At 68.2% G+C, this 24,153-nt stretch carries 29 protein-coding genes; 11 read left to right on the forward strand and 18 right to left on the reverse strand.

What is annotated here, in order from left to right; translation table 11 throughout:
- Nucleotides 1-17 precede the first annotated feature (17 nt).
- On the reverse strand, nt 18-830 hold the full coding sequence (gene djlA / locus B1991_RS08500; RefSeq protein WP_136258291.1) for a co-chaperone DjlA: 813 nt from the start codon (nt 828-830) through the stop codon (nt 18-20).
- Complete coding sequence (locus B1991_RS08505; RefSeq protein WP_136258292.1) at nt 827-1,141, reverse strand: c-type cytochrome; 315 nt, start codon at nt 1,139-1,141, stop codon at nt 827-829. Before B1991_RS08505 ends, djlA begins: the two co-directional genes overlap by 4 nt.
- A gap of 122 nt (nt 1,142-1,263) precedes the next feature.
- Between B1991_RS08505 and B1991_RS08510 the strand changes: the two genes are divergently transcribed.
- From B1991_RS08510 to B1991_RS08520, 3 genes are read left to right on the forward strand one after another with little or no spacing between them, the layout of a single operon-like run.
- Complete coding sequence (locus tag B1991_RS08510) at nt 1,264-2,160, forward strand: phosphoribosylaminoimidazolesuccinocarboxamide synthase (protein ID WP_136258293.1); 897 nt, start codon at nt 1,264-1,266, stop codon at nt 2,158-2,160.
- 23 nt (nt 2,161-2,183) lie between these two features.
- Nucleotides 2,184-2,654, forward strand: a complete 471-nt coding sequence (locus B1991_RS08515; RefSeq protein WP_136258294.1) for an Mpo1 family 2-hydroxy fatty acid dioxygenase — start codon at nt 2,184-2,186, stop codon at nt 2,652-2,654.
- Nucleotides 2,651-3,058 carry a hypothetical protein gene (locus B1991_RS08520; RefSeq protein WP_136258295.1) on the forward strand — a complete coding sequence of 136 codons (408 nt, stop codon included), beginning with the start codon at nt 2,651-2,653 and terminating at the stop codon, nt 3,056-3,058. Before B1991_RS08515 ends, B1991_RS08520 begins: the two co-directional genes overlap by 4 nt.
- Before the next feature lie 51 nt (nt 3,059-3,109).
- Here the strand turns inward: B1991_RS08520 and B1991_RS08525 are convergent, their stop codons facing one another.
- From B1991_RS08525 to B1991_RS08560, 8 genes are all read right to left on the reverse strand, one after another.
- Nucleotides 3,110-3,538 (reverse strand): hypothetical protein, encoded by a 429-nt coding sequence (locus B1991_RS08525; protein WP_136258296.1) that lies wholly within the window; start codon nt 3,536-3,538, stop codon nt 3,110-3,112.
- Between the two features lie 119 nt (nt 3,539-3,657).
- Complete coding sequence (locus B1991_RS08530) at nt 3,658-6,729, reverse strand: error-prone DNA polymerase (protein ID WP_136258297.1); 3,072 nt, start codon at nt 6,727-6,729, stop codon at nt 3,658-3,660.
- Nucleotides 6,726-8,126, reverse strand: coding sequence for a Y-family DNA polymerase (locus tag B1991_RS08535; protein ID WP_136258298.1), 1,401 nt, complete (start codon nt 8,124-8,126; stop codon nt 6,726-6,728). The genes B1991_RS08530 and B1991_RS08535 overlap by 4 nt, the downstream gene beginning before the upstream one ends.
- Nucleotides 8,127-8,138: 12 nt before the next feature.
- Entirely contained in the window at nt 8,139-8,762 is a 624-nt protein-coding gene (imuA, locus tag B1991_RS08540) for a translesion DNA synthesis-associated protein ImuA (RefSeq protein ID WP_136258299.1), read from the reverse strand.
- A complete protein-coding gene (gene lexA / locus B1991_RS08545) occupies nt 8,762-9,382 on the reverse strand; it encodes a transcriptional repressor LexA (RefSeq protein WP_056764458.1) in 621 nt (206 codons plus the stop codon). Before lexA ends, imuA begins: the two co-directional genes overlap by 1 nt.
- 63 nt (nt 9,383-9,445) lie before the next feature.
- The gene (locus B1991_RS08550) at nt 9,446-10,516 is read right to left on the reverse strand and encodes a tetratricopeptide repeat protein (protein WP_136258300.1); all 1,071 of its coding nucleotides are present in this window, start codon (nt 10,514-10,516) and stop codon (nt 9,446-9,448) included.
- Nucleotides 10,517-10,766: 250 nt separating this feature from the next.
- A complete protein-coding gene (locus B1991_RS08555) occupies nt 10,767-11,426 on the reverse strand; it encodes a thiopurine S-methyltransferase (RefSeq protein ID WP_136258301.1) in 660 nt (219 codons plus the stop codon).
- 53 nt (nt 11,427-11,479) lie between these two features.
- The gene (locus tag B1991_RS08560) at nt 11,480-11,782 is read right to left on the reverse strand and encodes a hypothetical protein (protein WP_136258302.1); all 303 of its coding nucleotides are present in this window, start codon (nt 11,780-11,782) and stop codon (nt 11,480-11,482) included.
- A gap of 160 nt (nt 11,783-11,942) precedes the next feature.
- On the opposite strand from B1991_RS08560, the gene B1991_RS08565 reads away from it, so the two are divergent.
- A complete protein-coding gene (locus B1991_RS08565; RefSeq protein ID WP_136258303.1) occupies nt 11,943-12,434 on the forward strand; it encodes an SRPBCC family protein in 492 nt (163 codons plus the stop codon).
- The gene (locus B1991_RS08570; RefSeq protein WP_136258304.1) at nt 12,418-12,771 is read left to right on the forward strand and encodes an ArsR/SmtB family transcription factor; all 354 of its coding nucleotides are present in this window, start codon (nt 12,418-12,420) and stop codon (nt 12,769-12,771) included. Before B1991_RS08565 ends, B1991_RS08570 begins: the two co-directional genes overlap by 17 nt.
- Nucleotides 12,772-12,803: 32 nt before the next feature.
- Here B1991_RS08570 and B1991_RS08575 read toward each other — a convergent pair whose 3' ends face one another.
- The 4 genes from B1991_RS08575 to B1991_RS08590 form a co-directional block, all read right to left on the reverse strand.
- Entirely contained in the window at nt 12,804-13,613 is an 810-nt protein-coding gene (locus B1991_RS08575; protein WP_136258305.1) for a hypothetical protein, read from the reverse strand.
- Between the two features lie 71 nt (nt 13,614-13,684).
- Nucleotides 13,685-14,170, reverse strand: a complete 486-nt coding sequence (locus tag B1991_RS08580; protein WP_136258306.1) for a pilin — start codon at nt 14,168-14,170, stop codon at nt 13,685-13,687.
- A 2-nt stretch (nt 14,171-14,172) separates the two neighbouring features.
- Complete coding sequence (locus B1991_RS08585) at nt 14,173-15,135, reverse strand: hypothetical protein (protein WP_136258307.1); 963 nt, start codon at nt 15,133-15,135, stop codon at nt 14,173-14,175.
- 6 nt (nt 15,136-15,141) lie between these two features.
- On the reverse strand, nt 15,142-15,687 hold the full coding sequence (locus B1991_RS08590) for a hypothetical protein (RefSeq protein ID WP_136258308.1): 546 nt from the start codon (nt 15,685-15,687) through the stop codon (nt 15,142-15,144).
- 75 nt (nt 15,688-15,762) lie between these two features.
- Between B1991_RS08590 and B1991_RS08595 the strand changes: the two genes are divergently transcribed.
- The 3 genes from B1991_RS08595 (at nt 15,763) to B1991_RS08600 (ending at nt 17,851) form a co-directional block, all read left to right on the forward strand.
- Nucleotides 15,763-16,272, forward strand: a complete 510-nt coding sequence (locus B1991_RS08595) for a DUF1697 domain-containing protein (RefSeq protein ID WP_136258309.1) — start codon at nt 15,763-15,765, stop codon at nt 16,270-16,272.
- Between the two features lie 106 nt (nt 16,273-16,378).
- Nucleotides 16,379-16,540, forward strand: a complete 162-nt coding sequence (locus tag B1991_RS18635; protein WP_168709605.1) for a hypothetical protein — start codon at nt 16,379-16,381, stop codon at nt 16,538-16,540.
- A 117-nt stretch (nt 16,541-16,657) separates the two neighbouring features.
- Nucleotides 16,658-17,851 carry a serine hydrolase domain-containing protein gene (locus B1991_RS08600; RefSeq protein ID WP_210772108.1) on the forward strand — a complete coding sequence of 398 codons (1,194 nt, stop codon included), beginning with the start codon at nt 16,658-16,660 and terminating at the stop codon, nt 17,849-17,851.
- Nucleotides 17,852-17,876: 25 nt separating this feature from the next.
- Here B1991_RS08600 and B1991_RS08605 read toward each other — a convergent pair whose 3' ends face one another.
- Entirely contained in the window at nt 17,877-18,512 is a 636-nt protein-coding gene (locus tag B1991_RS08605) for a CGNR zinc finger domain-containing protein (protein ID WP_246031107.1), read from the reverse strand.
- A gap of 157 nt (nt 18,513-18,669) precedes the next feature.
- On the opposite strand from B1991_RS08605, the gene B1991_RS08610 reads away from it, so the two are divergent.
- Nucleotides 18,670-19,905 carry a glycoside hydrolase family 2 gene (locus B1991_RS08610; RefSeq protein ID WP_246031108.1) on the forward strand — a complete coding sequence of 412 codons (1,236 nt, stop codon included), beginning with the start codon at nt 18,670-18,672 and terminating at the stop codon, nt 19,903-19,905.
- A 127-nt stretch (nt 19,906-20,032) separates the two neighbouring features.
- Here B1991_RS08610 and B1991_RS08615 read toward each other — a convergent pair whose 3' ends face one another.
- Entirely contained in the window at nt 20,033-21,670 is a 1,638-nt protein-coding gene (locus B1991_RS08615; RefSeq protein WP_136258311.1) for an FAD-dependent oxidoreductase, read from the reverse strand.
- A 346-nt stretch (nt 21,671-22,016) separates the two neighbouring features.
- Between B1991_RS08615 and B1991_RS08620 the strand changes: the two genes are divergently transcribed.
- Entirely contained in the window at nt 22,017-22,460 is a 444-nt protein-coding gene (locus B1991_RS08620; protein ID WP_210772110.1) for an SRPBCC family protein, read from the forward strand.
- Nucleotides 22,461-22,641: 181 nt separating this feature from the next.
- Here B1991_RS08620 and B1991_RS08625 read toward each other — a convergent pair whose 3' ends face one another.
- The gene (locus B1991_RS08625; RefSeq protein ID WP_136258313.1) at nt 22,642-23,112 is read right to left on the reverse strand and encodes a hypothetical protein; all 471 of its coding nucleotides are present in this window, start codon (nt 23,110-23,112) and stop codon (nt 22,642-22,644) included.
- A gap of 17 nt (nt 23,113-23,129) precedes the next feature.
- On the reverse strand, nt 23,130-23,390 hold the full coding sequence (locus tag B1991_RS08630) for a hypothetical protein (protein WP_136258314.1): 261 nt from the start codon (nt 23,388-23,390) through the stop codon (nt 23,130-23,132).
- A gap of 557 nt (nt 23,391-23,947) precedes the next feature.
- Here B1991_RS08630 and B1991_RS18845 point away from each other — a divergent pair.
- On the forward strand, nt 23,948-24,153 hold a 206-nt coding region (locus B1991_RS18845), incomplete at its 3' end, for a hypothetical protein (RefSeq protein ID WP_210772111.1).

Here is a 24,153-nt window from a genome sequence, read left to right on the forward strand (position 1 = left end):
CGCCCGCAAGCGGGCTCCTACTTGAATCCTCTTGCTTCCTTGATGCGGTCGTAGGCCGCGTTGATCTCGCTGGCGCGCGATTCGGCGCGCTTGCGCATGTCTTCGGGCAGGTCGCCGAGGCGGTCGGGGTGGTGCTCGGAAATCAGCTTGCGATAGGCGCGCTTGATGGCGCGCTCGTCGGCATTGCGGTCGATGCCCAGCACGGCATAGGGGTCGGGCCCCTGCGGCGCGCGCTGCGGCGGCACGTAGCCGCCGCTGTGGCCGTACTGCTGGCGGCTGCCGCGCGTACCGCCGGCCCCGCCGTTCCAGGCGTAGCCTTTCATCGCCATCAGCGCCATCAGCTCCATGTCGCTGACGCGCAGCGCGAAGGCGAGCTGGCGCAGGATCGACATCTTCTCCGGCCCCGGGTTGCCTTCGGACAGCACCGTCTCGATCACCACGTCCAGCACCGGAAACGCATGATCGCGGCGCAGGCCGACCCAACTGCGCAACTCGGCGATGGTGCGGGTGACGTCGAACTCCGGCTGCTTGCCCGCGTTGAAGCTGGCCACCGCCTGCGCGCGCTGCTCGGCGGTCAGGCCCATGCGCGTCATCAGGCGTTCGGCCACCGCGATCTCGGCCTCGGACACGCGACCGTCGGACTTGGCCACCGCGCCGAGCAGGGTGAACAGCGGGCCGACGAAACCGCCGGCCTCGGGCGTGGCCTGGCGGCGCTGGCTGTGGCGCAGGTTGTCGAAGATGAAACCGATCACCGCACCGACCACCGCGCCCGGCATGTGGCCGACCAGCAGGCCGAAGATGCCGAACCAGATCGTGTAGGTGAAACTCATGGCTGCACCTGCGCCGGCGCGGCCGCCTGCGCGCTGTACCAGCGTGCCAGCGCATCGAGCTCGGCGGCGTTCAGCGGGCCGATCGCCGCGCGCATCACCGGCACGTCGCGGCGGCCGTCGCGGTACTGCTTCAGCGCGTCGCGCAGGTAATCCAGCCGCTGCCCGGCCAGGTTCGGCACACCGGGCATGTGCGCCTGTCCGGTCTCGCCGTGGCAGGCCGCGCACAGGCCGAGCCGATCGGGCCGGGAGGCAGATTGGGCAAGGCTGGGCAAGGCGGCCAGGCAAAACGCCGCGATCAGGAATATGCGCATCGGCAACACATGGGGCCAAAGGATGCCAATTCTAGCAGTGCACCCGATCGGCCCGGCGGCGCGTTCCCGGCGCCATGCCGGCAGTCGCTACAATAGGCACTTCCCGTCTCGTGGAACCCGCCGTGCCCACCACCCTGCCCCAATCGAACCTGCCCGGCCTCGAGCTGATCCATCGCGGCAAGGTGCGCGATGTCTACGCGCTGGACGATGCACGGCTGCTGATGGTGGCCACCGACCGGCTGTCGGCGTTCGACGTGGTGATGCCCAACCCGATCCCGGGCAAGGGCGAGATGCTGACCCAGATCTCCAACTTCTGGTTCGGCAAGACCGCGCATCTGGTGCCGAACCACCTGCTCGACGTGCCGCTGGCCGAGGTGCTGCCACCCGGCACCGACCTCAAGCTGTACGAAAAGCGCGCCGTGGTGACGCGGCGGCTGAAGCCGGTGCCGGTGGAATGCATCGCGCGCGGCTACCTGATCGGCTCGGGCTGGAAGGATTACCGGGCCACCGGCGCGCTGTGCGGCATCGCGCTGCCGGCCGGCCTGCAGCAGGCGCAGCAGTTGCCCGAACCGATCTTCACGCCCTCGACCAAGGCCGCCGTGGGCGACCACGACCAGAACGTCAGCTTCGATGCCGTGGTGGACGCGGTGGGCGCCGATCTCGCCGGCCAGGTGCGCGACGCCACCCTGGCGATCTACCGCTGGGCCGCCGCCTACGCGGCCGAGCGCGGCATCATCATCGCCGACACCAAGTTCGAGTTCGGCACCGACGCGAACGGCAAGCTCTACGTGATGGACGAGATGCTGACCCCGGATTCCTCGCGTTTCTGGCCTGCCGACGAATACAAGGTCGGCATCAGCCCGCCCAGCTACGACAAGCAGTTCGTGCGCGACTGGCTGGAGACGCAGGACTGGAACAAGACCGCGCCCGGCCCGGTGATTCCGGACGAGGTGATCGCGCGCACCGCCGCCAAGTACGCCGAGGCGCTGCACAAGCTGGCCGGCATCCGGCTCGACTGAGGTTTCATCGAGGGGGAACGCTCATGCGCACCATGCAGGACTGGATCGACAGTTACAGCGCCGACCATCGAGACCCGACCAACCAGATGTTCCACTGGTTCTGCGTGCCGCCGATCGTGTGGTCGGTGATCGCGCTGTTGTGGGCAACCCCGGTACCGTTCACCGCACTGCGCCCCGGCTCGTGGGCGGTGCTGGTGATGGTGCTGGCGTTCTACTGGTACTGGAAGCGTTCGCACCGGCTGGCGGTGGGCCTGCTGATCGCCTTCGCCGTGCTGGGCCTGCTCACCAACTTCCTGTACTGGCGGCTGGGCGCGCAGACGCTGGCGTGGTGGGCGGTCGGCGTGTTCGTGGTGGCCTGGATCGGCCAGTTCATCGGGCACAAGTACGAGGGGCGCAAACCCAGCTTCCTCACCGACCTGTCCTACCTGCTGGTCGGTCCGGCGTGGCTGATGTCCAAGCTGTATCGCAAACTGGGGTTCAAGCAAGTCACATGAACAGCGTGCTCGCGGCAACCAGCACCCTGCTCTGGTGGGTGCTCTACAGCAGCATGGCGGCGCTGGTGTTCGCGCTGATCGGCTGGTCGGTAATGCGCTGGACCGAACGCTGCGCGGTGGTGTTCAACCGCATCTACCTCGCCTGCCTGCTGTGGACCATGGCCGGCCTGCTGCTGGTATTCCTGGTGGCCGTCTACGAAGGCGCCCTGCACCCGCCCTACGACGGCCTGCTGCACTCGGGCCTGCTGCGCGTCGTGCTGGTGCTGGACATGCTGATCGGCGCGATCCTGTTGTGGCGGCTGGTGCCGCGCATCGACGCCCGTCGCATCCGCCCCGGCAGCGCCTGCATGGCAGTGGCCGTGAGCATGGCGGTCGGTTTCGGCGTGGCCACCACGCTGGTGTAGTCCAACGGTGCGCGACGCGGACTGGCCCGCGCCGCGCACCGGCACGTCGGATCAGTGGCCGAGAAGCGCCGCGCCGAACATCGACATGACGATGAAGCCGATCAGCAGCGCCAGCACGAAGCCGATCACCATGTAGACCAGTTGCACCACGCACGCCTTGCCGTAGCCGATCTGGCTGCCGTCGGCGGCCAGCAGCAGGTAGTTCACCACCGCCGCACCGACCAGGAACAACGCCGCCAGCGACAGGAGGCCGCCCGCGCTGGCGGGCAGGATCATGCGCAGGACCAGCGAAACCACGAAGGTCGCGATCCAGGCCAGTACCACTGCGGCCAGCGCACGCAGGTAGGAAGGCATGAAGCCGACCACCAGGCGAAAGGACACGCTGAGGATCAGCGCGCCCACCAGGATGTAAACCACCAGCATCACCAGCATGGCGAACAGGCCCATGCCGGCCAATGCAGCCAATGAAGAAGTACCCATAAATCCCCCGGATTGGAAAGAGAACCGCGCGACGGCATCCCCATGCCGGTCGCGACGGTGGCGTCAGCCTACCCGATTCCGCGGCGCGCGACAGCGCACGGGTTGCGCACGCGGAACATTCAATGGAAATCGCGCGAGCGACTGTCCAGCTCGCCCAGCCACGCGCTCATGTCGGTGAGCCGCCGGGCGATCAGGTGGGCCACGCCGTCGACGCACTCCCATTGCCCTTCCACGCCGAGCAGGCGCGCCTCCAGATACGCGCGCCGCTGCCGCTCGGCGACCTGGCTCCAGACCACCACGTTGATGGCGCCGTGCTCGTCTTCGATGGTGATGAAGGTGACCCCGCTGGCGGTCTGCGGGCGCTGGCGCTGGGTGACCAGGCCGGCGGCGCGCACCAGGCTCTGATGCCGCTGGCCTCGCAGGCTGCGCGAGTCGGCGAAACGCGCCGCGCGCAGGCGCGAACGGATCAGTTGCAGCGGATGCGGGCCGAGGCTGAGGCCGGTACGCGCATAGTCCGACTGCAGGTTTTCCGCGACCGACGGCACCGGCAGCACGATGGCCTCTTCCGCCGGGCTGGCGCGTCCGAACAGCGGCAGCTGCGGCTCGACGCCGGCCACCGCCCACTTCGCCCGATGGCGATGACCCGCCAGGCCGCGCAAGGCGCCCGCCTCGGCCAGCAGTTCCTGCTGGCGGCGGTCGATGCCGGTGCGGGCGCACAGATCCGTCACGTCGACGAAGGCACGCGCGGCGCGCGCCGCCGACATCCGTTCGGCGACGTCTTCGCGAAAACCGCGCACTTGGCGCAGCCCGATCCGCAGCGCCGGCTGATCGCGTGCGTCGTCCTCCAGCGTGCAGTCCCAGTCGCTGTGGCGCACGTCGACCGGGCGCACCGCGATGCCGTGGCGCTGCGCGTCCTGCACGATCTGGCTGGGCCCGTAGAAACCCATCGGCTGCGCGTTGAGCAGGGCGCAGGCGAACGCGGCCGGCTCGTGGCATTTCAGCCAGCAGCTGGCATAGACGATGCCGGCGAAGCTGGCCGCATGACTCTCGGGAAAACCGTAGCTGCCGAAGCCCTTGATCTGCTCGAACAATCGCGCCGCGAACTCGGCGGTGTAACCGCGTTCGAGCATGCCGCGGATGATCCGCTCGCGATGGTGCTCCATGCCGCCATGACGTTTCCACGCCGCCATCGCGCGGCGCAGCTGGTCGGCTTCGCCGGCCGTGTAACCGGCCGCCACGATCGCCAGCTTCATCACCTGCTCCTGGAACAGCGGCACGCCCAGGGTGCGTTCGAATACCGCCTTCAGATCCTCCGACGGATAGTCCACCGGCTCCTCGCCGCGCCGACGGCGCAGGTACGGATGCACCATGTCGCCCTGGATCGGGCCGGGCCGCACGATCGCCACCTGGATCACCAGGTCGTAGAAATTTTCCGGGCGATGCCGCGGCAGCATCGCCATCTGCGCGCGGCTCTCGATCTGGAACACGCCGACGGTGTCGGCACGCTGGATCATCTCGTACGTTTGCGGGTCTTCGGCCGGCAGCGTCGCCAGGCTGTAATCCTGGCCGCGATGGGCGCGCAGCAGATCCAGGCAACGGCGCACGCAACTGAGCATGCCCAGCGCCAGGCAATCGACCTTGAGCAGGCGCATGGTGTCGAGGTCGTCCTTGTCCCACTGGATGATGGTGCGATCGGCCATCGCCGCGTTTTCCACCGGCACCAGCTCGGCCAGCGGCGCGTCGCTGATCACGAAACCGCCGACGTGCTGCGACAGGTGCCGCGGCATGTCGCGCAACTCGGCGGTGAGTTTCAGCACCCGGCGCAGCACCGCACCCTGCGGATCGAAGCCGTGTTCGCGCAGGCGTTCGTCCAGCGAGGCGTCGCCGCCGCGCCAGCCGAAGATGCCGCTCAACTGATCCACCTGATCCGGCGGCAGGCCCAGCGCCTTGGCCACGTCGCGCACGGCGCTCCTGCCGCGATAGCAGATTACCGTGGCCGCCAGCGCGGCGCGCTCGCGACCGTACTTGGCATAGATGTACTGGATCACCTCCTCGCGCCGCTCGTGCTCGAAATCCACGTCGATGTCGGGCGGCTCGTTGCGCTCCTTGCTGATGAACCGCTCCACCAGCAGGTTCATCCGCGCCGGGTCGACCTCGGTGACGCCGAGCGCGAAACACACGGCGGAGTTGGCCGCCGAGCCGCGGCCTTGGCAGAGAATCTTCTGACTGCGGGCGAAGTGCACGATGTCGTGCACGGTGAGGAAATAGGACTCGTACTGCAGCTCCTCGATCAGTCCCAGTTCGTGCTCGATCTGTGCGCGAACCTTCTCCGGCACGCCATTCGGCCAGCGCCAGCGCATGCCTCGCTCGGTGAGATGGCGCAGCCAGCTGCTGGCGCTGTGGCCGGCCGGCACCAGCTCGGCGGGATAGCGGTATTTCAGTTCGTCGAGGCTGAACGTGCAGCGCGCGGCGATGGCGGTGCTTTCATGCATCAGCGCGGCAGGGTAGATCGCCGCCAGCGCCTCGCGCCGGCGCAGGTGGCGCTCGCCGTTGCGGAAGATCAGCACGCCGGCTTCGGCCAGCGGCACGCAATGGCGGATCGCGGTCAGCGTGTTCTGCAGCGCCAGCCGGCGACGCACATGCATGTGCACGTCGCCGGCGGCGACCGGCGGCAGGTCGAGGCTGTGCCCGAGTCGCTGCAGCTCGCGCAGGCGCCCGGCGTCGTCCGGCCCGTGATGCAACTCCACCGCCAGCCACGCACGCCCGGCGAAGGTGTCGCGCATCCAGCGGCCGTGGGCGACATCGGGCTCGCGCCCGGGCAGCCACAGCGCGAAGGTGCCCGGCACGCCATCGGCGAGATCGGCGCGATGCAGGCGATAAGTGCCCTTGACCGAGGCGCGGCGGCCGCGGGTGATCAGGCCGCACAACGCGGTATAGCCGGCCTTGTTCTCGCACAGCAGCACCAGTCCGGGGCCGTCATCGAGCTGGAATTCGGCGCCGACGATCAGTTTGACGCCGGTGGCGCGCGAGGCTTCCAGCGCACGCACGATGCCGGCCAGCGAGCACTCGTCGGTGATCGCCAGCGCCTCGTAGCCGCAAACTTTCGCGCGCTCGAACAGTTCGCGCGCGCTGGACGCGCCGCGGCCGAACGAGAAGTTCGACAGGCAATGCAGCTCGGCATACGCGTTCATGCGAACCAGCCGTGCAGCATCCAGCCGTCGCGCTCGCCCGGCGCACAGAATGCCCAGCCGCGCTGACCTTGCGCGGTTTCCACCACGTAGTAGTCGCGGCACACCTCGCCGCCATCCCACCAGCCGGTTTCCAGCCGCTCGGGGCCGGCCAGGATCTGCGGCGCGGGGCCGCGCAGCGGAATCGGCCGCTCGAACAGCCAGGTCGGTCGCGGCGAGGGTTCCTGCCAGCCGTCATCGTGGGCCGTCACTTTCTGCGCCAGCTCGGGCCGCGGATCGGTGGTGCTGCCCAGTTGATGCACGGCGCGATCGCCCAGCCGCGCACGCAGGCGTTCGCGCAACTGTTCGATCGGCAACGCGTTGGCGGGACGCTCGTCGAACAGGTCACGCCCGGCCGGCACGAAAGCAGGCAGATCGCGCGCAAGCAGGCGCATGGCGATGACCGGCTGCGGCAGTTGCACCTGCTCCAGCCGCGCGCGCGCCAGTTCGAACAGCATGCCGGCCTCGCGTTCGGGCGCGAGCAGGCCCACCTTCACTTCGGTGTGTCCCTCGCGATGTTCCAGCTGCAACGTGAAACGCTGCACGCCGCCGTCGCGACCGGCCAGGTAGGCGGACAGATCGGACGTCATGCGACGCAGCGGGAAGACCAGCGCGCCGATGGCTTCGACTTCGTGCGTCAGCTCGATGCGCAGGTCGAAGCGGTCGGGTGGCCGATACGCTTCCAGGCCGGCCGGGGCCGCGCCGGTCAGGCGATCCAGCGCGAGCAGCAACTCCGCACCGAAACGCCGGCGCAGGCCGTCGCGCGGCAGCGCCAGCAGCTGGCCCAGCGTGCGGATGCCCATGCCCGGCAAGGCGTCGGCCGCCACCGCGGGCAGGCGACTCCGCGCCAGCGGGATGCACTGCAGCGCGTGGCGCAGTTGTTCGTCGGTGAGCACCGCCTGGCCGTCGGCGACGCCGGCCAGCACATGCGCCGCATGCGGCGTCGGTGCGGCACTGATCCGGTGGCGAAAACCCAGCGCATCGAGATCGGCGCGCAGCAGGCTTTCCAGCCGCGGCCACGAACCGAACAGGTTCAGGCTGCGGCTGACCTCCAGCACGATCGCGTGGGGCAGCAGGCTTACCTCGGCGCTGTAGCGATAGGCCACCGCGGCCAGGAACCGATGCCACTGATCGACCCGCTCAGGCTGGTACGGCAAGGCCTCGAATTGCGCCAAGAGCGCCTGCGCCGCGCTCAGTCGCTGACCCACGCGCAGGCCGGCCTCGCGCGCGGCCGCGTTCGCCGCCACGATGCTGCGCGCATGTCCGGTGCCGGCCACCAGTACCAGCGGGCCCGCGTCCGCACGACGACGGAGGACACCGTCCAGTGCCAACTGCGGCAACGCTATGCAGGCCCACAACATCGGCGCCCACCATCAATGCAGGGCGCGTGGCAGCGCCACCGGCTGGGCGGGCACCGCACCGCCCCGGCATTTGCGCACCCATACCCGCGCCTGCGGCCGCGCTTCCAGCTCCAGCCGCAACGCCGCCGGCGAGGCATTGGAGAGATGCCGCCGGTCGCGAAACGCGAAGGCCAGCGCGCGGCCGCCGTCGGCGGCCACCTGCAGCCGCCGCAAGGCGCGATCGTCCGCCTGCCGCGGCCACGCCAGCACCGCCGCGCAGCTGCCCGAACGCAGGCACTGCTCCGTCGCCCACAACACGTCGGCCTCGGTCGCGCTGACGATCTCGATCCGGCGCATGTCCACGCCGTGCTGGCGCCAACCGGCCACGCAGGGCAGATACGGCGGCGCGACCAGCACCACCGCCCGCGCGCCCTGGCTGAGGCGGGCCAGCGTGGGCAGCACCAGTTGCAGTTCGCCCACGCCATCCAGCGGCAGCAGGATTTCCGACAGCGCCGCCGCCGGCCAGCCGCCGCTGGGCAGCACCGCATCCAGCGCGGCCCAGCCGGTGGGCTGCTCGCCGGCCGGCAGCGGTTCGGCCCGGCCGCGCCAGACCCGGCGCGCATCGAGCAGGTTCGACAGGGGCATCACGGTCGCCATCAGCCGCCCCTCAGCAGGCCGGCGAACAGGCCTTCGATGGCGAAGTCCTCGCTGGGGTCGGGGTCGATCGGCTGGTAGCCGGGACTGTTCGGCAGCAGCCGGATCACCTCGCCCTGCCAGTACAGCCGCTTGATCGTGAAGCGGTCGCCGCCGACGCGCGCCGCCACCACCTGGCCGTGCCGGGCCACCGGCGTGGCGTGCACGCCGACCAGATCTCCGTCGAGGATGCCCTCGTCGCGCATCGAATCGCCGACCACCCGCACCAGGTAATCCGGCGTGAGCCGGAACAGCCAGCGCGACACGCGCAGGCTGCGCTCGATCCGCGACTCGGAAAACAGCGGCTCGCCGGCAGCGATGCGGCCGACCAGCGGCAGCTCCAGGGTGTCCGCATCCAGCGCGTCGGGCGCCTCCACCAGGCGGATGCCGCGCGAACGGTTCGGCTCGATCGCCAGCCGCCCCTTGGCCTCCAGCGAGCGCACGTGCTTGAGCACCGCGCTGACGTGGGGCAGGCCCATCGCCTGGCCGATCTCCTCCAGCGTGGGCGCCTGGCCATCCCGCGCCACGCGGGCGCGGATGAATTCGAGGATGTTGGACTGGCGGCTGGTCAGGTGCAGGCTCATGGTTCAGGCATTTTCACCTTTAATGGTGAAAATACAAGCACCCGTTGCCGCCGCGGCACGGCCTCAGTTGCGCAGCCGCGACCCCCGCGCCCGGTCGGCCGCGTCGTTGTTGCGGCTGAGCAGGTCGGCGTAATGCAGGGCCTGCCGCGCGTGATGCTCCTCGCCCAGCTGGCGGTAGGCCCGGGCCAGCCCGAGGTAGAAGCGGGGATCGCCGTGGTACAGGCGGATGGCGCGTCGGTAGTGCTGCACCGCCCCGGTGTAGTCGCCTTCCTTTTCGTCGTCCACGGCCAGCAGGAACTGGAAATAGGGATCCTTCTTCTGCACTTTTTCCAGCTTGCGCTGGAAGCGGACACGGTCCGCCTCGTCGCCGTTGCTCCGGTACAGCGTCACCAGGTTGAACAGCGCGCCCGCATGCGTGGGGTCCAGCGTCAGCGCCTTCAGGTAATTGCGTTCGGCGCCATGCAGATCGTCCTCGCGCAGGCGCAGCACGCCGGCATTGGCCCAGCCGCTGGCGTAGCGCGGCGCCAGTTGCAGCGTCATCGCCATGTAGGGCGCGGCAACGTCCGGCTGGTTGTCGGCCAGCAGTTCGGCGGCGCGGTTGTTGTAATAGAGCGCCAGCAAGCGCTGATCGGAGATCGACTCGGGCTGATGCCGCGTCAGCACCTCGTCGCGGGCCACGTCGATGGTGTAGCGCATGCGGCCGATGGCGATCTGGGCGTTGACGTGGTTGAACCGGTAGACCACGTTGTCCTGCACGTGCCAGGCCACGACGTCGTCGATCTCCTGCGCGTGGGCATCCAGCCCCGCCTCGCGCGCCAGCGCCACGGTGAGCAGGGTGAAAGTGAGGCAGTTGGCCTTGCGCTGCCGGTACGCCTGGGCCACCGTCAAGGTGGCGTCAGTCGCGTAAGTCATGCCCAGCCCGGAAGGATCGAACAGGAACTCCACCAGGCGCTGCATCCGCTGCCTGCCCGGCCCGCCATCGCCGATGACCTGCCGCTGCAACTGCTCGCGCAAGGCCGGCGGAACCGCCAGGATCTGTTCGGGGGACGGCATCGGCTCCGGCGGCGGCATGACCGGAGCGGGCGCGGCGGTCATCGACCACGCCAGGATTGCCGCATGCATCCAGGCCAACATGCCGGAACCCTCCACGCCACAGGCGGGAACGTTTGACGCGGCCAGTCTAGGAGTCTGGGCGGTAGAAACCAAGGGAGCGAGGCAAAGCGATTTTGAGTCGGGTTTTTCGATCGTTTGAGGAAGATAGCCGTAGCTATCTGACGAAAAGGAGCGGAAAACCTGGCCAAAAGCGCGAAGCCGCAGCCCCTTGGTTTCTACCGCCCAGGCTCCTGGACCTTTTCGCACGCCACCGATCGATGCGGCGGTGTAATCAGGCCTTGCGCAGCAGTCGGTAGGCCGCCGTCTCCAGCGCAGTCACTCCTTCGGCGGCGAAACCCGGCTGTTCGGCCAGGATGTCGCGGCGCTCCAGCAGCTCCACCACCCAGTCACGGCCGTAGCGTTCATGCACCTCGGCTTCCGGCACGGCAAACGGCGGGCCCTGCTTCTCGTGCGGCGGATAATCGAGCGTGACCAGCAGGCCGCGGCAACCGGCCGGCAACTGCGCCAGGAAATCGCCCACGTAACGGCGACGCAGCTCCGGCGGCAGCGCGATCAGCGCAGCGCGGTCGTACACCGCCGAGCAATCGGCCAGGAGGTCGGCATCGAGCCCGAACACGTCGCCGCAGATCAGCTCGATGTTGCCGGCCACGTGGCGGCGGCCGTAGGGCGAAGCGGACACCTGCGGCACCAGTTCGTGTTCGGCGAAGAACTGCTCCACCGCCAGCGGCGACAGCTCCACGCCCAGCACCCGATGCCCCTGCGCGGCCAGCCAGATCATGTCCAGCGACTTGCCGGCCAGCGGCACCAGCACGCGGGTGTCCGGCGCCAGCGCCAGCGTCGACCAATGCGCGAGCAGCAGCGGGGTGGGTCGATCCTGGTGGAAGCCGATGCGGCCCTCGCGCCAGCGTTGATGCCAGAAGTCGGGTTCCATGGCTTGCCTCCGGTAAACGTGCTTGCGCACGGTAGCAGGGTGTGCGTGACGCTTCAGCCGTGCCGGATCAGCCAGCGCAGATAGCCCAGATACAGCACGGTGGCCACCAGCGGCAGCGCATGCCAGGCGTATGCGCCGGCGCCAGCACCGGACAACTGCAGGACCAGCACGATGAGCGCGCTGCACAGGCAGGCGCCAGGCAACGCGAAGATCGACAGGTTCAGCAGCCGCAGCTGGCGCGGGCGCAGCGAGCCTCCGCTGGCCAGGCCGCCGCCGGAAAACGCCACCAGCATGAACAGCAGATACGCCAGCAGCAGCTGGCCGAACACTCCCAGCAAGGTCCATCCCCACGACATGCCGTTCATCCCCTGCGCGCCACACCGGCGAAGTATCGCAGGCCTTTCCGTTCGGGTGCCTGCCACCGGAAACCGGTGCCGGGAATTATGCAACTTCAAGGTTGCACGTCAGGCACGGTGCGCGCATCATGCAACCTTCCGGTTGCCATCGAGGATTGCCATGGGCGCGTCGACTGACCGCATCGAACAACACATCCTGCTGCGCGCACCGCTGGAACGGGTATGGCACGCGCTGACCGACGCCGGCGCGTTCGGCGCCTGGTTCGGCATGGCACTGGACGGCCCCTTCGTCGCCGGTCAGCCGATCACCGGCACGATCCAGCCCACCCAGGTCGACGCCGAAGTCGCCAGGCTGCAGGCGCCGCATGCCGGCACCCCGTTCACGCTGTACGTCGAACGCATCGAGCCGATGCGCGTGTTCGCCTGGCGCTGGCACCCCTACGCGATCGAGCCGGGCATGGATTACGACAAGGAGCCGACCACCCTGGTTACCTTCGAACTCGAAGCGGTGGCCGAAGGCATCATGCTGCGGCTGACCGAGTCGGGCTTCGACCGGTTGCCGGCCGCGCGCCGCGACGCCGCGCTGCGTGCCAACGCGGGTGGTTGGGCCATGCAGATGGGCAACATCGAGAAATATGTCGCCGCGCACTGAACGCTCCCGCCGCAAGCCCGCCGCGCTCTCCGCCAGCGCGCCGGTGTTCGCCGCGCTGGGCGATGCCACCCGGCTGCGGCTGGTCGTGGCGCTATGTGCCGGCGGCGCGCTGTCGATTGCCCAGCTCACCGCGGGCACCACCATCACCCGCCAGGCCGTCACCAAGCATTTGCAGGTGCTTGCCGACGCGGGCCTGATGCACGACCTGCGCCAGGGTCGCGAGCGCTTGTGGGAGTTCACGCCGACCCGGCTGGACGAGGCACGCCAGGCGCTGGACGCGATCAGCGCGCAGTGGGGCGCGGCGCTGGGGCGGCTGCAGCGTTTCGTCGAATCATGATGGGGACTGCGGGTTCCTGAAACCGCCGCCGCTCACGCCCGCGATCGGGTCCGGCCTGCGCCGGAGAGCCGCCGGGCCAGCCCGAGCAGCAGCATCGCGCCGCAACTGAGCGCACCCCACAGCAGGATTTCGAACGGCCACAGATTGTGCGAGGTGGGATCGCGCGCGGTATCGACGACGATGCGCAGCAGCACGAAGGCGACCACCGCCAGCGGTACGGCGGCCGCCCAGCGCCAGGGACCGCGCCAGCGCCACACGCCCCATGCCGGCGCGGCCAGACCGACCAGCCCCAGTGCATACATGGTCAGCATGAAGCCGCCGAACAACGCCACCTCGCCCGCGCTCGGCGGTGTGCGCATGCGCTTGTCGTGGTCGGCCTGTTGCGCGGCCCGGTCGGCGGCGCCCAGCGTGGCGACCCAGGCCGGCGGCGGAGTTTCCGCGGCGACCTGATCGCCTGCGGTCACCGACACCGGCAAGCTCGCTACCACCGTGGTGCCGTCGCGCGTGCCGTCGCCGGCCCTGATCCGCACCTCGTCCACCCGCGTGCCCGGATCGAACAGGAAGAACCAGCCCATCGCCTCGCCGCTGCCCGCGGGATAGACCCGCGACGGATTGCTGCCGGCCTTGGCCGGCTCGCCGGCGAGGTACGGGCGCACCCAGATCTGCACCGGCTGGTCGCTGGTGTAGTGCAGGTGCACGTAGAAGTTCTGGTTGCGGTCCAGCGTCACCTCGGTGCCCGCGGGATAGGTGTCGATGATCTCCACCTGCGTCGCCGCCTGCGCCACGCCGACGGCGCACAGCGCCAGCACGACCAAGCCTACCCATGCCATCCACCTGAACATCGCCGCACCCCCTGCTTGCGTGTGCGCGGAGCATAGCAAGGGACGCGCGGCGGATTCGTGCTGCGGGCCGCTTACGGACCGCGACAGCTCGATGGCAGGTAGATGGGTTTGAGCGTGGTGCGGTTGGTGCCGATGACCGACATGCCCTCCGGTGCCGGCGATTCGCCGCAAGCCCAGGCAATCGGGCTGTGCGGGCTGCCCTTCACCACCAGCGGCCGCAGGCTCAGCACCTGGCCCTGCAACGCGCTGTTGATGTTCTTGTCGCGGAAACGGATGTTGATGACGCCGTCGTCGACGGTCACCGCGCCCACGTAGTGGCCGATGATCGAACCCGCCGACGGCACGCCGCTGGCGCGGTTGTCCGCGGGGAAATGGCCGAACTGGCGGTAGTAGTCGACGATCTTCGGCTGCACGAACGAGCCCAGCGAAAACGCCTCGGTGGTCTGCGCGCGAATGACGTAGCTCTGGTAAGCCGGGATCGCGATCGCCGCGAGGACGCCGATGATGGCCACGACGATCATCAGTTCGATAAGCGTGAATCCGCGTTTGCGTGTCATCCTCAATGCACTCCCACCATGCTGGCGACTGAAAAGATCGGGATGTAAAGCACCGTGACCATGACGCCGATCAGGATGTAGAACAGCACGCGCGAGGCCAGGATCAGGCGGTCGCGCGACGATTCGAGTTGCGTCTGGGTGGTGGACCAGTGCAGGCGCCGCTGCCACTCCAGCTCCGCGCCGAACGTGCCCAGCCGCTCGGCCCGCGCGAGCTGTTCGCCCAGATCGTCGGCACCGCAGCGCAGCGGTGTTCCCGCCGGCCAGCCGGCCACTCGCAGGGCCGGCTCCAGCACCGCCGCATCGGCCACGCCGGCCGACTTGAGCGCAGCGGCAAACTCCAGGCAGCGCAGCGCCTGGTAGGCAGCGGCACCCTTGCCATCCAGCCATCCCGCACGGGCGCGCCCGCCCAGCGGTTGCAGCCGTGCCATGCGACGACGCATGCGCAGCCATCGCGTCGCCAACAGCACCAGCACGATCGCCATCAACAACAGTGGTGCGAACAGGCGGATGGCGCCGTTCGCGGTAATCCAGTCCGCGGCGCCGCGCACGCCCAGCGTGTGGTCGAGGTGACTGAAGGCCGGCAACACGTAGACCGCGTAGATGATCGCGATCACCAGCGCCAGGCACAGCAGGAACAGCACGTACGACAGAAAGGTGCGCACCGGCCGCCACCAGTCCAGCGCGAACAGCCGCGCCTCGGCCAGCGAGTGGATGAAGGCGGCCTGCACGCCGGCCGCGCTGCCGCCCAGCTGCTGCGCCGCCTCGACCAGATGCCGGCCCGCGCCGGCATCGACGGCGTGCGCCACGCCACCGGTGACGCCGCCGTCGAGCAGCGCCACTGCGTCCGCGCCCAGCACCTCGCGCAAGCGCGCGAGCGCCGCCGGCTCGTCCAGCCCGCCGGCAAGCAGGTGCGCGTACTGGCGCAGCACGAAATCGCGGGGGTCATCCAGCTTCAAGGCATCCATTCGCAATCACCGACAAAAGGGCGGGAGATATTTTTCGGGGAGCGTGGTCCGGTTCACGGCATCGGGCCCGACGGTTCCGGTGACCGGCAGCGCGTAACCGCACAGGAAGGAAATCGCCGGTTCCTCGGCCGAGCCCATCAGCTCGGGGCGGGACGACAGCCGCCCCTGCACGCCACCCATCGCCGACACGCCGTCGCGTTTCCCGGGCGGCAGGGACTGGCCCAGCGACACCTGCGCCGTGATGACGCCACCTTCCGCCAACGTGAGATCCTCGACGTGCGACCCCTTGCGCGCGTCGCCGAGGATGTTCGAGTCGCCCGCCGATGGCCAGCGGCCATGCTCGGCAAAATAGACCCTGGCGTCGACTTGCGGGGCCCACGCCAGGGTAATCGCCTCCAGAGGCTGCACCATGAGTTTCGCGCGGCTACCGAAACCCGCGGCGATCACCACCACGACCACCACGATCACGCGTGCGACAAGGAGCTCCAGGGCGTCAGGCCCGCGCACCTCGCGCGTGCGTCCGATTGCCGTCCGATGCAGTCGCGTGTCCATCGCCTGAGCCTAGCACGGCAATTGGCCGTGCCGGCGCAGGTACACTCGGACGTCCGTTTCCGCAGCGATGCCACCATGACCCGTCATGTCGCCCTGCTTCGCGCCGTCAACGTCGGCGGCACCGGCAAACTGCCGATGAGTGAACTCAAGGCCATGGCCGAAGCCGTCGGCTTTGCAGAGGTGCGCACGTACATCGCCAGCGGCAACCTGATCTTCACCAGCAAGCTGGGCGAGGCCGCGGTGAAGAAAAAGCTGGAGCAGCAACTGCACGACTACGCCGGCAAACCCGTCGGCGTGCTGATCCGCAGCGCCGCCGAAATGGCCCGGGTGCTGGCCGACAACCCGTTTCCGGAGGCGCCGGGCAACCGTGTGGTGGCGATCTTTCTCGACGAGGCGCCTGCGACCAACGCACTGGACGATGTACGGCACCGCCAGCAGGAACGGCTGGCCTGCGGCATGCGCGAAATCTATGTGCACTACGGCGATGGCATGGCCGACTCGCGGCTGGTGATCCCCGCGGCGAAAACCGGCACGGCGCGCAACATCAACACCATCGCCAAACTGGCCGCCCTCGCCGCGGAGTGAACCGGCCCGAAGTGCCGCCTGCGTTGACGCCGCGCTGCGCCATTGCAGACCCGCCGTTAACCGCCCCCGGATCAGCATGTGCCTCCCCCAACCGGAGAGCACCGACATGTCCAAAGGCGACAAATCCTCCTACACCGACAAGCAGAAACGCCAGGCCGCCCACATCGAGGAAAGCGAAAAGAAGCAGGGCAAATCGGAGAAGAGCGCCGAACGCATTGCCTGGGCCACCGTGAACAAGCAGGATGGTGGTGGCAGGAAGAAGTCGTGAGCGACGCGCATAGCCAGCCGCTCAAGAACCGACACGCGAAACGAGCTGCGCCCTGACGCCGTCTCCCGCCATGCCGTAGTCTCTTTCACACCCTGGTTGTCGCGAGTGGAGCGGATCATGTCCCTGCGCTGGATCATCTTCCTGATGCTGCTGCCGAGCATCGACGCAAGGGCCACCGGTCCCGTCGCCACGGTGCGCGTGGCCTTCGACCGCGGTGGCATCACCGACATCCGCGTGCACGGACTCGCGGACAAGGCCACCGGCCGCGAGGTAACCGCGGACGACCCGGTACGCATCGCCTCGATCTCCAAGCTGGTCACCACCCTGGGCGTGATGCGGCTGGCCGAGGCGGGCAAGCTCGATCTCGATGCGGACGCCTCCGACCTGCTTGGCTGGCGCCTGCGCAACCCGGCGTATCCACAGACGCCGATCACCCTGCGCCTGCTGCTGTCGCATCGCTCCAGCCTCACCGATGCGGCCGGCTACTGGCAAACGCCGTTGGGCGGCGAGCTGCGCGACATCCTCAGGGACCCGCGGGCGTGGGATACGAAGCACGCTCCCGGCCGCTACTTCCGCTACACCAACCTCAACTTTCCGCTGGTGGCGCAGATCATGGAGCGCGCCACCGGCGAGCGCTTCGACCAGCTGATGCAGCGTCTGGTGCTGCAGCCGCTGGGCATCGATGCCTGCTTCAACTGGGCGCTGTGCAGTGACGCCACCGCCGCGCGCGCGGTGGTGCTGTACGACGCCGACGGCAAGCCGGTGAAGGACGATAACCATGGCCGCAAACCCGACTGCCCGGTGATGCCGGCCAGCGATGGCAGCTGCGACCTGTCGCAATGGCACGCCGGCGAAAACGGCGCGCTGTTCTCGCCGCAGGGTGGTCTGCGCATCTCTGCCGAGGGCCTGGCGCGCATCGGCCAGTTGCTGCTCGACGACGGCCGCATCGACGGCAAGCGCCTGCTGACAGCCAGCTCCATTCAGGCGATGGCCACCCCCGCGTGGCAATACCGCCCCGGCAACGGCCTGACCTGGGAGGAAGACACCGGCGACGCCGCTGCCGGATTCTTCTGCCGCTACGGCCTCGCCATGCAGACGCTGGCGACGCGTGTACCCGGCTGCCGCGACGATCCGTTCGGCGACGGCGTGGCGCGAGTGGGACATTCCGGCTCCGCGTACGGGCTGCAGGCCGGCCTGTGGGTGGATCGAGAGGGCGGCACCGGCGTGGTCTGGTTCGCTACCGGCATGCCGGACGAACGCGAAGGCGGGAAATCGGCATTCAGCGCAGTGGAAGAGGCGCTGGCGCACTAGGTTGTCCAGGCCAGCGGCCGATTCGTCAGCCTTCGCGATAGCGCTGCATCTTTTCGGCGGTACCGCAGGTTTCCATGGCGCACCAGCGGCGACGCTGGTTCTTGCTGGTGTCGAGAAACAGCCAGCCGCAGGAGCTGGTGTTGGCGCAGCGACGAAGTCGCGAGGCGGGCGCATTGCCGAGCAGATCCAGCGCATCGAGTGCGATGCGCTTCAGCGGCAGTCGCGCGTCGCAGGCATCGGCACGCCAGTGCAACTGCCCGTCCGCGCCCAGCGACTGGCCTTCCCAGGCCCGATGCAGCCAGCGGTCCAGGGCGCGCGCTGCATCTGCAGGCAGCGGCAGCTCGTCGACCCGCGCGGCGAACAGCGCATGCAGATGACGGCGCAGGGTTTCCACCTCGCGCATCAGCGCCGCGCGCTCGCGCGCAGCGCGCGGCACGCGAACGCCATCGTCCGGATGTAGCACCCCGGCACGCGTGCACCATTCCACGAAGCGCTGCGGCTGCTGCAGGTAGTCCTCGACCTCCACCGCGTAGCGATCGTGGATGGTGTTGACGAAATCCAGGCACGGGCGCCCCCCATCCAGGCGGATGGCGGCAATCGGCCGTGGAGGCAGATGACGGTTTCCGGGTGGCAGGCAGTCTTGCCCGATTCTCTTGGCCATGACCTTTGGGCTACCTTCTAAATAAATTTAGATGGTAGCGTGCGTGACGACATCAAAACCATGGCGGCGAGATCACTGCATGATGCCCGCATCGATATGCCCGACGGCGCGCGCGCCCGACCCCATGCAACGCAAGCTGATCGCCGGCGTCGTCATCGTGGCGCTGCTGACCACGGCGCTCATGGTCGTCGTCCTCGCCACCGGCGGCCGCCCCGATCCGGCGCCGCTGCGCGCCGCCTCCACCCTGCTCGACGGCTCCTGGCGATTCCATACCGGCGACGATCCGCGCTGGGCGGCGGTCAACGTGGACGACAGCGGCTGGGAGACGACGGACATGACCGCCCCGCCGGGCAACCACGATGGCGATGTGGGCTTGCCCGACTACGTGGGCGGGTGGAGCGCGCACGGCCACCCCGGCTATCACGGCTACGCCTGGTACCGGCGCACGGTGACGGTGCCGGCCAGCAGCGCGTCGTGGGACATCCTCGGGCCGACCCTGGTCGAGGACGGCTATGAGCTGTACTGGAACGGCCAGCTGCTGGGCGGCTCCGGTCGGCTCGGCCCCGATCCGCGCCTGGTCGGCACGCGGCCGCTGCGGTTCGCCCTGCCCGCCAACGCGGCAGGCACCACCGGCGTCCTCGCCATCCGCATCTACATGCTGGCCCGCTCCGGCCCCAGCGCGGAGGGCGGCGGCATGCACACTGCACCCATCCTGGCGCCGCGGCCGACCGGCGAATCGCTGCATCGCGCGCAATGGCAGCGGACCATCGCCGGCTACATCCTCGATGCGGTCGAACCGGCCGCCATGCTGGCGCTCATCGGCCTGACGCTCGTGTTCGGTTCGCGCAGCAGCCGCAAGGGTTTCCTGGTGTTTGCCTGCATCGCGCTTGCGCTAACGGCAGCCCGGCGGCTCAACAATGCGATCGTGTCATGGACCGACCTGCAGGACCTGCGCACTTACTCCTGGCTGGCGTCGGTGATGTGGGTGCCGACGATGACCGCGTGGCTGCTGGCCTGGAACCGCTGGCGCCTGCCCGCGTGGCGAAGCATCGACGCGCTCGCCGTCGCGCTGGGCGTCGCCGGCATCGTCGGCGCCCTGGCCCACTGGCCGATCTGGGCGAGCATCAGCCGGCTGGGCTCGCTCGCGCTGTTCGCCGTGATCGTCGCGCGCATCGTCCTCGGCGGCCCGCTGCGCATTCTTGCACTCGTCACGCTGGCCACGGTGCTGGCCTCTCTGTTCGGCGGCGAGCTGCTCGACCCGATCGGCGTGCCGGGGATCTGGTTCCCGTTCAACATCGGCGTATCGCGGACGCAGTACATCTACGCGATCGGCATCCCTCTGCTGGCTGTCCTGATCGTGCGGACGTTGAGGCCGAGGAGCGGGCGGCGGTAACAGCCAGATGCCCATGTGTGCCGCAGCAGTTCGCCGGCACACCGAAGGGCTCCCGCTGAAATCGCCAAGCCGAACTGGAGAAGACAAAGAGGAGGCCGGAGGACGACGAATCCAGGAACCAGACGATTCAACTTCCTCCGTCCCGGTTTCCCGCATCGACGAAGGCCCAGACGCGGGAAATCACCACCGAGCCTTCGCCGACGGCCGAGGCCACGCGCTTCACCGATCCGCCGCGCACGTCGCCCACGGCAAAGATGCCCGGCAGCGAAGCCTCGAACGACGAGCTTGCGCCGACCGCCGCGCCGGTGAGCACGAAGCCGTGCTGGTCGAGCTTGACCAGGTCCGCCAGCCAGCCGGTATTGGGGGCGGCGCCGACCATCACGAACAGCGCCCGGCTCGGCACCGTCTCCTCGGTTCCGCTGGCGGCACGGCGGATCGTCACCGCCTCGAGGTGGTCGTCGCCGTGCAGCGCACTGACTTCGGCACCGTACTCGATGGTGATCGTGGGCTCGGCCGCGAGCCGGCTCGACAGGTAGCTCGACATCGACGCGGCCAGTGACTGGCCGCGCACCAGCAGGCGCACGCGACTCGCCGTGCGGCTGAGGAACATCGCAGCCTGGCCGGCCGAATTGCCGCCGCCGATGATGATCGCCTCGGTGCCCTTGCTGTAACGGGCCTCGATATCGGTCGCGGCGTAATACACGCCCGCGCCTTCGAACTCGGTCAGCCGCGGAATCGGCAGGCGGCGATACTGCACGCCGGTCGCCACCACCACCGCCCTGGCCCGGACCCGCTTGCCGTTGTCGAAGGTGGCGCAGAAGCCGCCGTCCGGCAGCGCCTCGAGCCGGGCCACGCGGCGGGGCATGGCGAAACGCGTGCCGAACTTCATCGCCTGGATATGGCCACGCCAGACCAGATCCGCACCGGAGATGCCGGTGGGGAAACCCATGTAGTTTTCGATCCGGCTGGATGTGCCGGCCTGGCCGCCGATGGCGACGTCCTCGGTCACCAGCGCGCACAGGCCCTCGGCGCCGGCATAGACGCCGGCGGCCACGCCTGCCGGCCCGCCGCCCACGATCAGCACGTCGAAATCCTCGTCATCGACCAGGTCCAGGTTGAGGCCGAGCAGGCGCGCGATCTTGTCCGGCGTCGGGTTGTCGATGACCGTGTCGCGGCCGAAGATCACCGCAGGCCGGCCGGGCGCAAGCGAACAGGTGGCAGCCAGCGCGTCCGCCTCGGCGCTGCCCAGCGCATGCGAGGCGTAGGGAATGCGGTTGCGGTCGGCGAATTCGGCGATGCAGCGGACCTCGCGGTCGCGCTCCTCGCCGATCAGCACCAGCGTGCTGTCCCGCTGCTCGATCTGACGGCGGCGACGCGCGGCAAGGACGGTGATGATGATGTCCGACATCTCGGGAATCCGCGACATCAGGGTCAGCATCGTGGCGCGCGGCACCTCGATCACGGAGGTGTCGCGCACGGCGCGCATCGCCATCGAGGCATTGCCGCCGTTGAGAAACGATATCTCGCCCATGAACTGGGTCGGCCCCAATGTCGAAGGCAGATGACGCTCATCGGTATAGGCGTTGACCACCTCGATCTCGCCGTCGAGGACATAGACGAAGCGGTCGGCCAGCTGACCGGGCCGCGCCAGATACGTGCCCGCCGCGTAGCTCACCTGCCTGCCCGCCTCGCGCAGCGCGGCAACGTGCGCGGACGCCAGCGGCGTGCGCTGCATCTCGCTCAACTTGGCGCCGATCGATTCCATGGTCCTGTCCTTGCAGTGGGCGGGTCGGCCACCCGGACGGGCGGTCCCCGGGGGAACGCGTGCACCGGATCATAACGCGGTCGCTTCTGGCGAACCCCGGCGATGGCCTGCGTTGCCGCTCAGTCGCCGAGCAGAGCCATCCAGTTCCACGGCACCTGGTCCGCGGGGCCGGCTGATCGACCGGGCGCATGCTTTAATTCCCGTCCTGGTTTGCAAAAGACCGGAGCATGACGAACCCTGGAACCAAACGATTTGATCTCCTCCGTCCCGGTTTCGTGTCGATATGCGGCCTGCACGCTCGTCGCCATGGTGAGGACCCGCCTCGCCACTCACCTGGAGATCCATCATGTCCGGCACTGTTCGCCTGCTGCGCGTGTTCACCGCTCCACCCGAACGCGTCTATCGCGCCTTCCTCGATCCCGCGGCCCTGGCCAAGTGGCTGCCGCCGGATGGCTTCACCTGCACCGTGCACGAGCTCGACGCGCGCGTCGGTGGCCGCTACCGCATGAGCTTCACCAACTTCGGCAACGGCAACGGCCACAGCTTCGGTGGCACGTACCTGGAACTGATGCCGAACCAGCGCATCGTCCACGACGACCGCTTCGACGACCCCAACCTGCCCGGTACCATGGTCACCACCATCGCCTTGCGCGAGGTGAGCTGCGGCACCGAAGTGCAGATCGAGCAGGCCGGCATCCCCGACGTGATCCCCACTGAACAGTGCTACCTGGGCTGGCAGGAATCGCTGACCCTGCTGGAACGATTGGTGGAACCGACGATTCCGGGTTGAACCGCCACTGCAGGCAACGGGAGATGCGTTCACCGCCCGAACCGAAACCGTGACGGTGGAAGTCAGGCAGAAGACCGGAGCACCACGAACCTTGCTTCCTCCGTCACGGTTTCGCCCCGGATCGGTTTTGCGCGGAAGTCGTCCCTGGCACCTTTCCCGACAGCTCTTTCCTTGAGTCGGCTCACCGGCTCACTTCGGCTGTGTGGTTCGCGCCCATCCTGAGCCTGTTTCGCTCGTAATCGATCAGCAGCTGGTCGGCTTCCAGATAGCGCTTTTGCCTGATAGCAGACTGCAGCATTTCCGCCACTTCCTCGTCGCTTTTGCCGCGAGCCAAATCGCGGTGCATGCGCGCAGCGAGATTCGGGTCGTAGGCCTTGGCGACCAGGTTGGCACCCTGCGGCGACAAGCCCAGGCTTTGCCATGCCTCGGCCAGCTTGACGCGGAGCTTGGCAAGATTGGCCGCGGACTTCAGCCAGGACCGGCGCTCCGCCTCTTCCATATAGCGCATCGCGTTCTGCATCTCCCGATGCTCCCGCTCCTGATTCCGTATGACCTGGGAGGCCGACCCCGGATCCAGCTTGGCGGCCGTTTGTGCCCATGCCGCTGGCGCAAGCAAGGTCAGACCCATGGCAAAGAGGACATTCCGGTTCATCACGACCACCTCCTGCGTCAGCCGGCATCTCCGGCGAATGTACACCAAGCAAAGGAAGCCAAGGAGCCGGATTCATTTACCACGAGTGGATTAATGAACCCGACCCCTTTTCTCGCCTCTTCCATATAGCGCGTCGCGTTCTGCATCTCCCGATGCTCCCTCTCCTGATTCCGTATGACCTGGGAGGCCGACCCCGGATCCAGCTTGGCGGCCGTTTGTGCCCATGCCGCTGGCGCAAGCAAGGTCAGACCCATGGCAAAGAGAACATTCCGGTTCATCACGACCACCTCCTGCGTCAGCCGGCATCTCCGGCGAATGTACACCAAGCAAAGGAAGCCAAGGAGCCGGATTCATTTACCACGAGTGAATTAATGAACCTGACCCATTTTCTCCTGCGAAACCGCAGGGATAGATCAATGGCTGGCACCGTTTCGATCCAAGCGACGGCTGTACTCAATCATGCGACTGGGCCGTGAGGCACTGCTGCGACGATGGTCAAGTGCCAGGCTCGAAGAGCTCATGGAGCAGATACGAAAGCCATCCCCAGCGCTACTCGATCAGATGGCCGTGGCGGCATGAAAACGTGGGGAAACCTCAGCCTCCGTCCCGGTTTCGGCAGGTAGCTCGCCTCGCAAGGCGGTGAACGATTTCAATTAGCCATGTCCCCTTCAATTCTTCTCGCAATTTCATGCGACTCGACAAACAGCCGCGAGAGATTGACCATGGAGCGCCGGTGGATGTCATGACAGCTTTCGACTCACCGGAGGGCACTGCGCCAAGTTGAAGAAGAGGGGCCCAACCGGCGCGGTCAAAAACATCAAAAAGGGGAAACAGCATGCATTTCATGAAATGGGGTTTCGCGATCCTGTTGGTAGCCGGGTTGACGGGCTGCCAGTCGTCCATGATGGTGAGGTCGCCGGCCAATGCGGCAGCGCCCACACCCGCTCCCGGCAAGGCATTGGTCGTGTTCATGCGGCCGTCTTCTTTCGGTGGCGCGATCCAATCGTCGGTTTACGACACGGCCGACTCAAACTCCACGTG

Source organism: Rhodanobacter lindaniclasticus (genome assembly GCF_004799035.1).
Taxonomy (GTDB): Bacteria; Pseudomonadota; Gammaproteobacteria; order Xanthomonadales; family Rhodanobacteraceae; genus Rhodanobacter; species Rhodanobacter lindaniclasticus.

Coding starts and splice junctions, on each gene's coding strand:
- B1991_RS08605 (WP_246031107.1), bottom strand. CDS start 18,512: ATGGCCAAGAGAATCGGGCAAGACTGCCTGCCACCCGGAAACCGTCAT.
- B1991_RS08615 (WP_136258311.1), bottom strand. CDS start 21,670: ATGGAATCGATCGGCGCCAAGTTGAGCGAGATGCAGCGCACGCCGCTG.
- B1991_RS08550 (WP_136258300.1), bottom strand. CDS start 10,516: ATGTTGGCCTGGATGCATGCGGCAATCCTGGCGTGGTCGATGACCGCC.
- B1991_RS08505 (WP_136258292.1), bottom strand. CDS start 1,141: ATGCGCATATTCCTGATCGCGGCGTTTTGCCTGGCCGCCTTGCCCAGC.
- B1991_RS08595 (WP_136258309.1), top strand. CDS start 15,763: ATGACCCGTCATGTCGCCCTGCTTCGCGCCGTCAACGTCGGCGGCACC.
- B1991_RS08575 (WP_136258305.1), bottom strand. CDS start 13,613: ATGTTCAGGTGGATGGCATGGGTAGGCTTGGTCGTGCTGGCGCTGTGC.
- B1991_RS08535 (WP_136258298.1), bottom strand. CDS start 8,126: ATGTTGTGGGCCTGCATAGCGTTGCCGCAGTTGGCACTGGACGGTGTC.
- lexA (WP_056764458.1), bottom strand. CDS start 9,382: ATGAGCCTGCACCTGACCAGCCGCCAGTCCAACATCCTCGAATTCATC.
- B1991_RS08630 (WP_136258314.1), bottom strand. CDS start 23,390: ATGAACCGGAATGTTCTCTTTGCCATGGGTCTGACCTTGCTTGCGCCA.
- B1991_RS08555 (WP_136258301.1), bottom strand. CDS start 11,426: ATGGAACCCGACTTCTGGCATCAACGCTGGCGCGAGGGCCGCATCGGC.
- B1991_RS08570 (WP_136258304.1), top strand. CDS start 12,418: ATGTCGCCGCGCACTGAACGCTCCCGCCGCAAGCCCGCCGCGCTCTCC.
- djlA (WP_136258291.1), bottom strand. CDS start 830: ATGAGTTTCACCTACACGATCTGGTTCGGCATCTTCGGCCTGCTGGTC.
- B1991_RS08565 (WP_136258303.1), top strand. CDS start 11,943: ATGGGCGCGTCGACTGACCGCATCGAACAACACATCCTGCTGCGCGCA.
- B1991_RS18635 (WP_168709605.1), top strand. CDS start 16,379: ATGTCCAAAGGCGACAAATCCTCCTACACCGACAAGCAGAAACGCCAG.
- B1991_RS08580 (WP_136258306.1), bottom strand. CDS start 14,170: ATGACACGCAAACGCGGATTCACGCTTATCGAACTGATGATCGTCGTG.
- B1991_RS08620 (WP_210772110.1), top strand. CDS start 22,017: ATGTCCGGCACTGTTCGCCTGCTGCGCGTGTTCACCGCTCCACCCGAA.
- B1991_RS08560 (WP_136258302.1), bottom strand. CDS start 11,782: ATGTCGTGGGGATGGACCTTGCTGGGAGTGTTCGGCCAGCTGCTGCTG.
- imuA (WP_136258299.1), bottom strand. CDS start 8,762: ATGGCGACCGTGATGCCCCTGTCGAACCTGCTCGATGCGCGCCGGGTC.
- B1991_RS08600 (WP_210772108.1), top strand. CDS start 16,658: ATGTCCCTGCGCTGGATCATCTTCCTGATGCTGCTGCCGAGCATCGAC.
- B1991_RS08530 (WP_136258297.1), bottom strand. CDS start 6,729: ATGAACGCGTATGCCGAGCTGCATTGCCTGTCGAACTTCTCGTTCGGC.
- B1991_RS08585 (WP_136258307.1), bottom strand. CDS start 15,135: ATGGATGCCTTGAAGCTGGATGACCCCCGCGATTTCGTGCTGCGCCAG.
- B1991_RS08525 (WP_136258296.1), bottom strand. CDS start 3,538: ATGGGTACTTCTTCATTGGCTGCATTGGCCGGCATGGGCCTGTTCGCC.
- B1991_RS08590 (WP_136258308.1), bottom strand. CDS start 15,687: ATGGACACGCGACTGCATCGGACGGCAATCGGACGCACGCGCGAGGTG.
- B1991_RS08625 (WP_136258313.1), bottom strand. CDS start 23,112: ATGAACCGGAATGTCCTCTTTGCCATGGGTCTGACCTTGCTTGCGCCA.
- B1991_RS08520 (WP_136258295.1), top strand. CDS start 2,651: ATGAACAGCGTGCTCGCGGCAACCAGCACCCTGCTCTGGTGGGTGCTC.
- B1991_RS08515 (WP_136258294.1), top strand. CDS start 2,184: ATGCGCACCATGCAGGACTGGATCGACAGTTACAGCGCCGACCATCGA.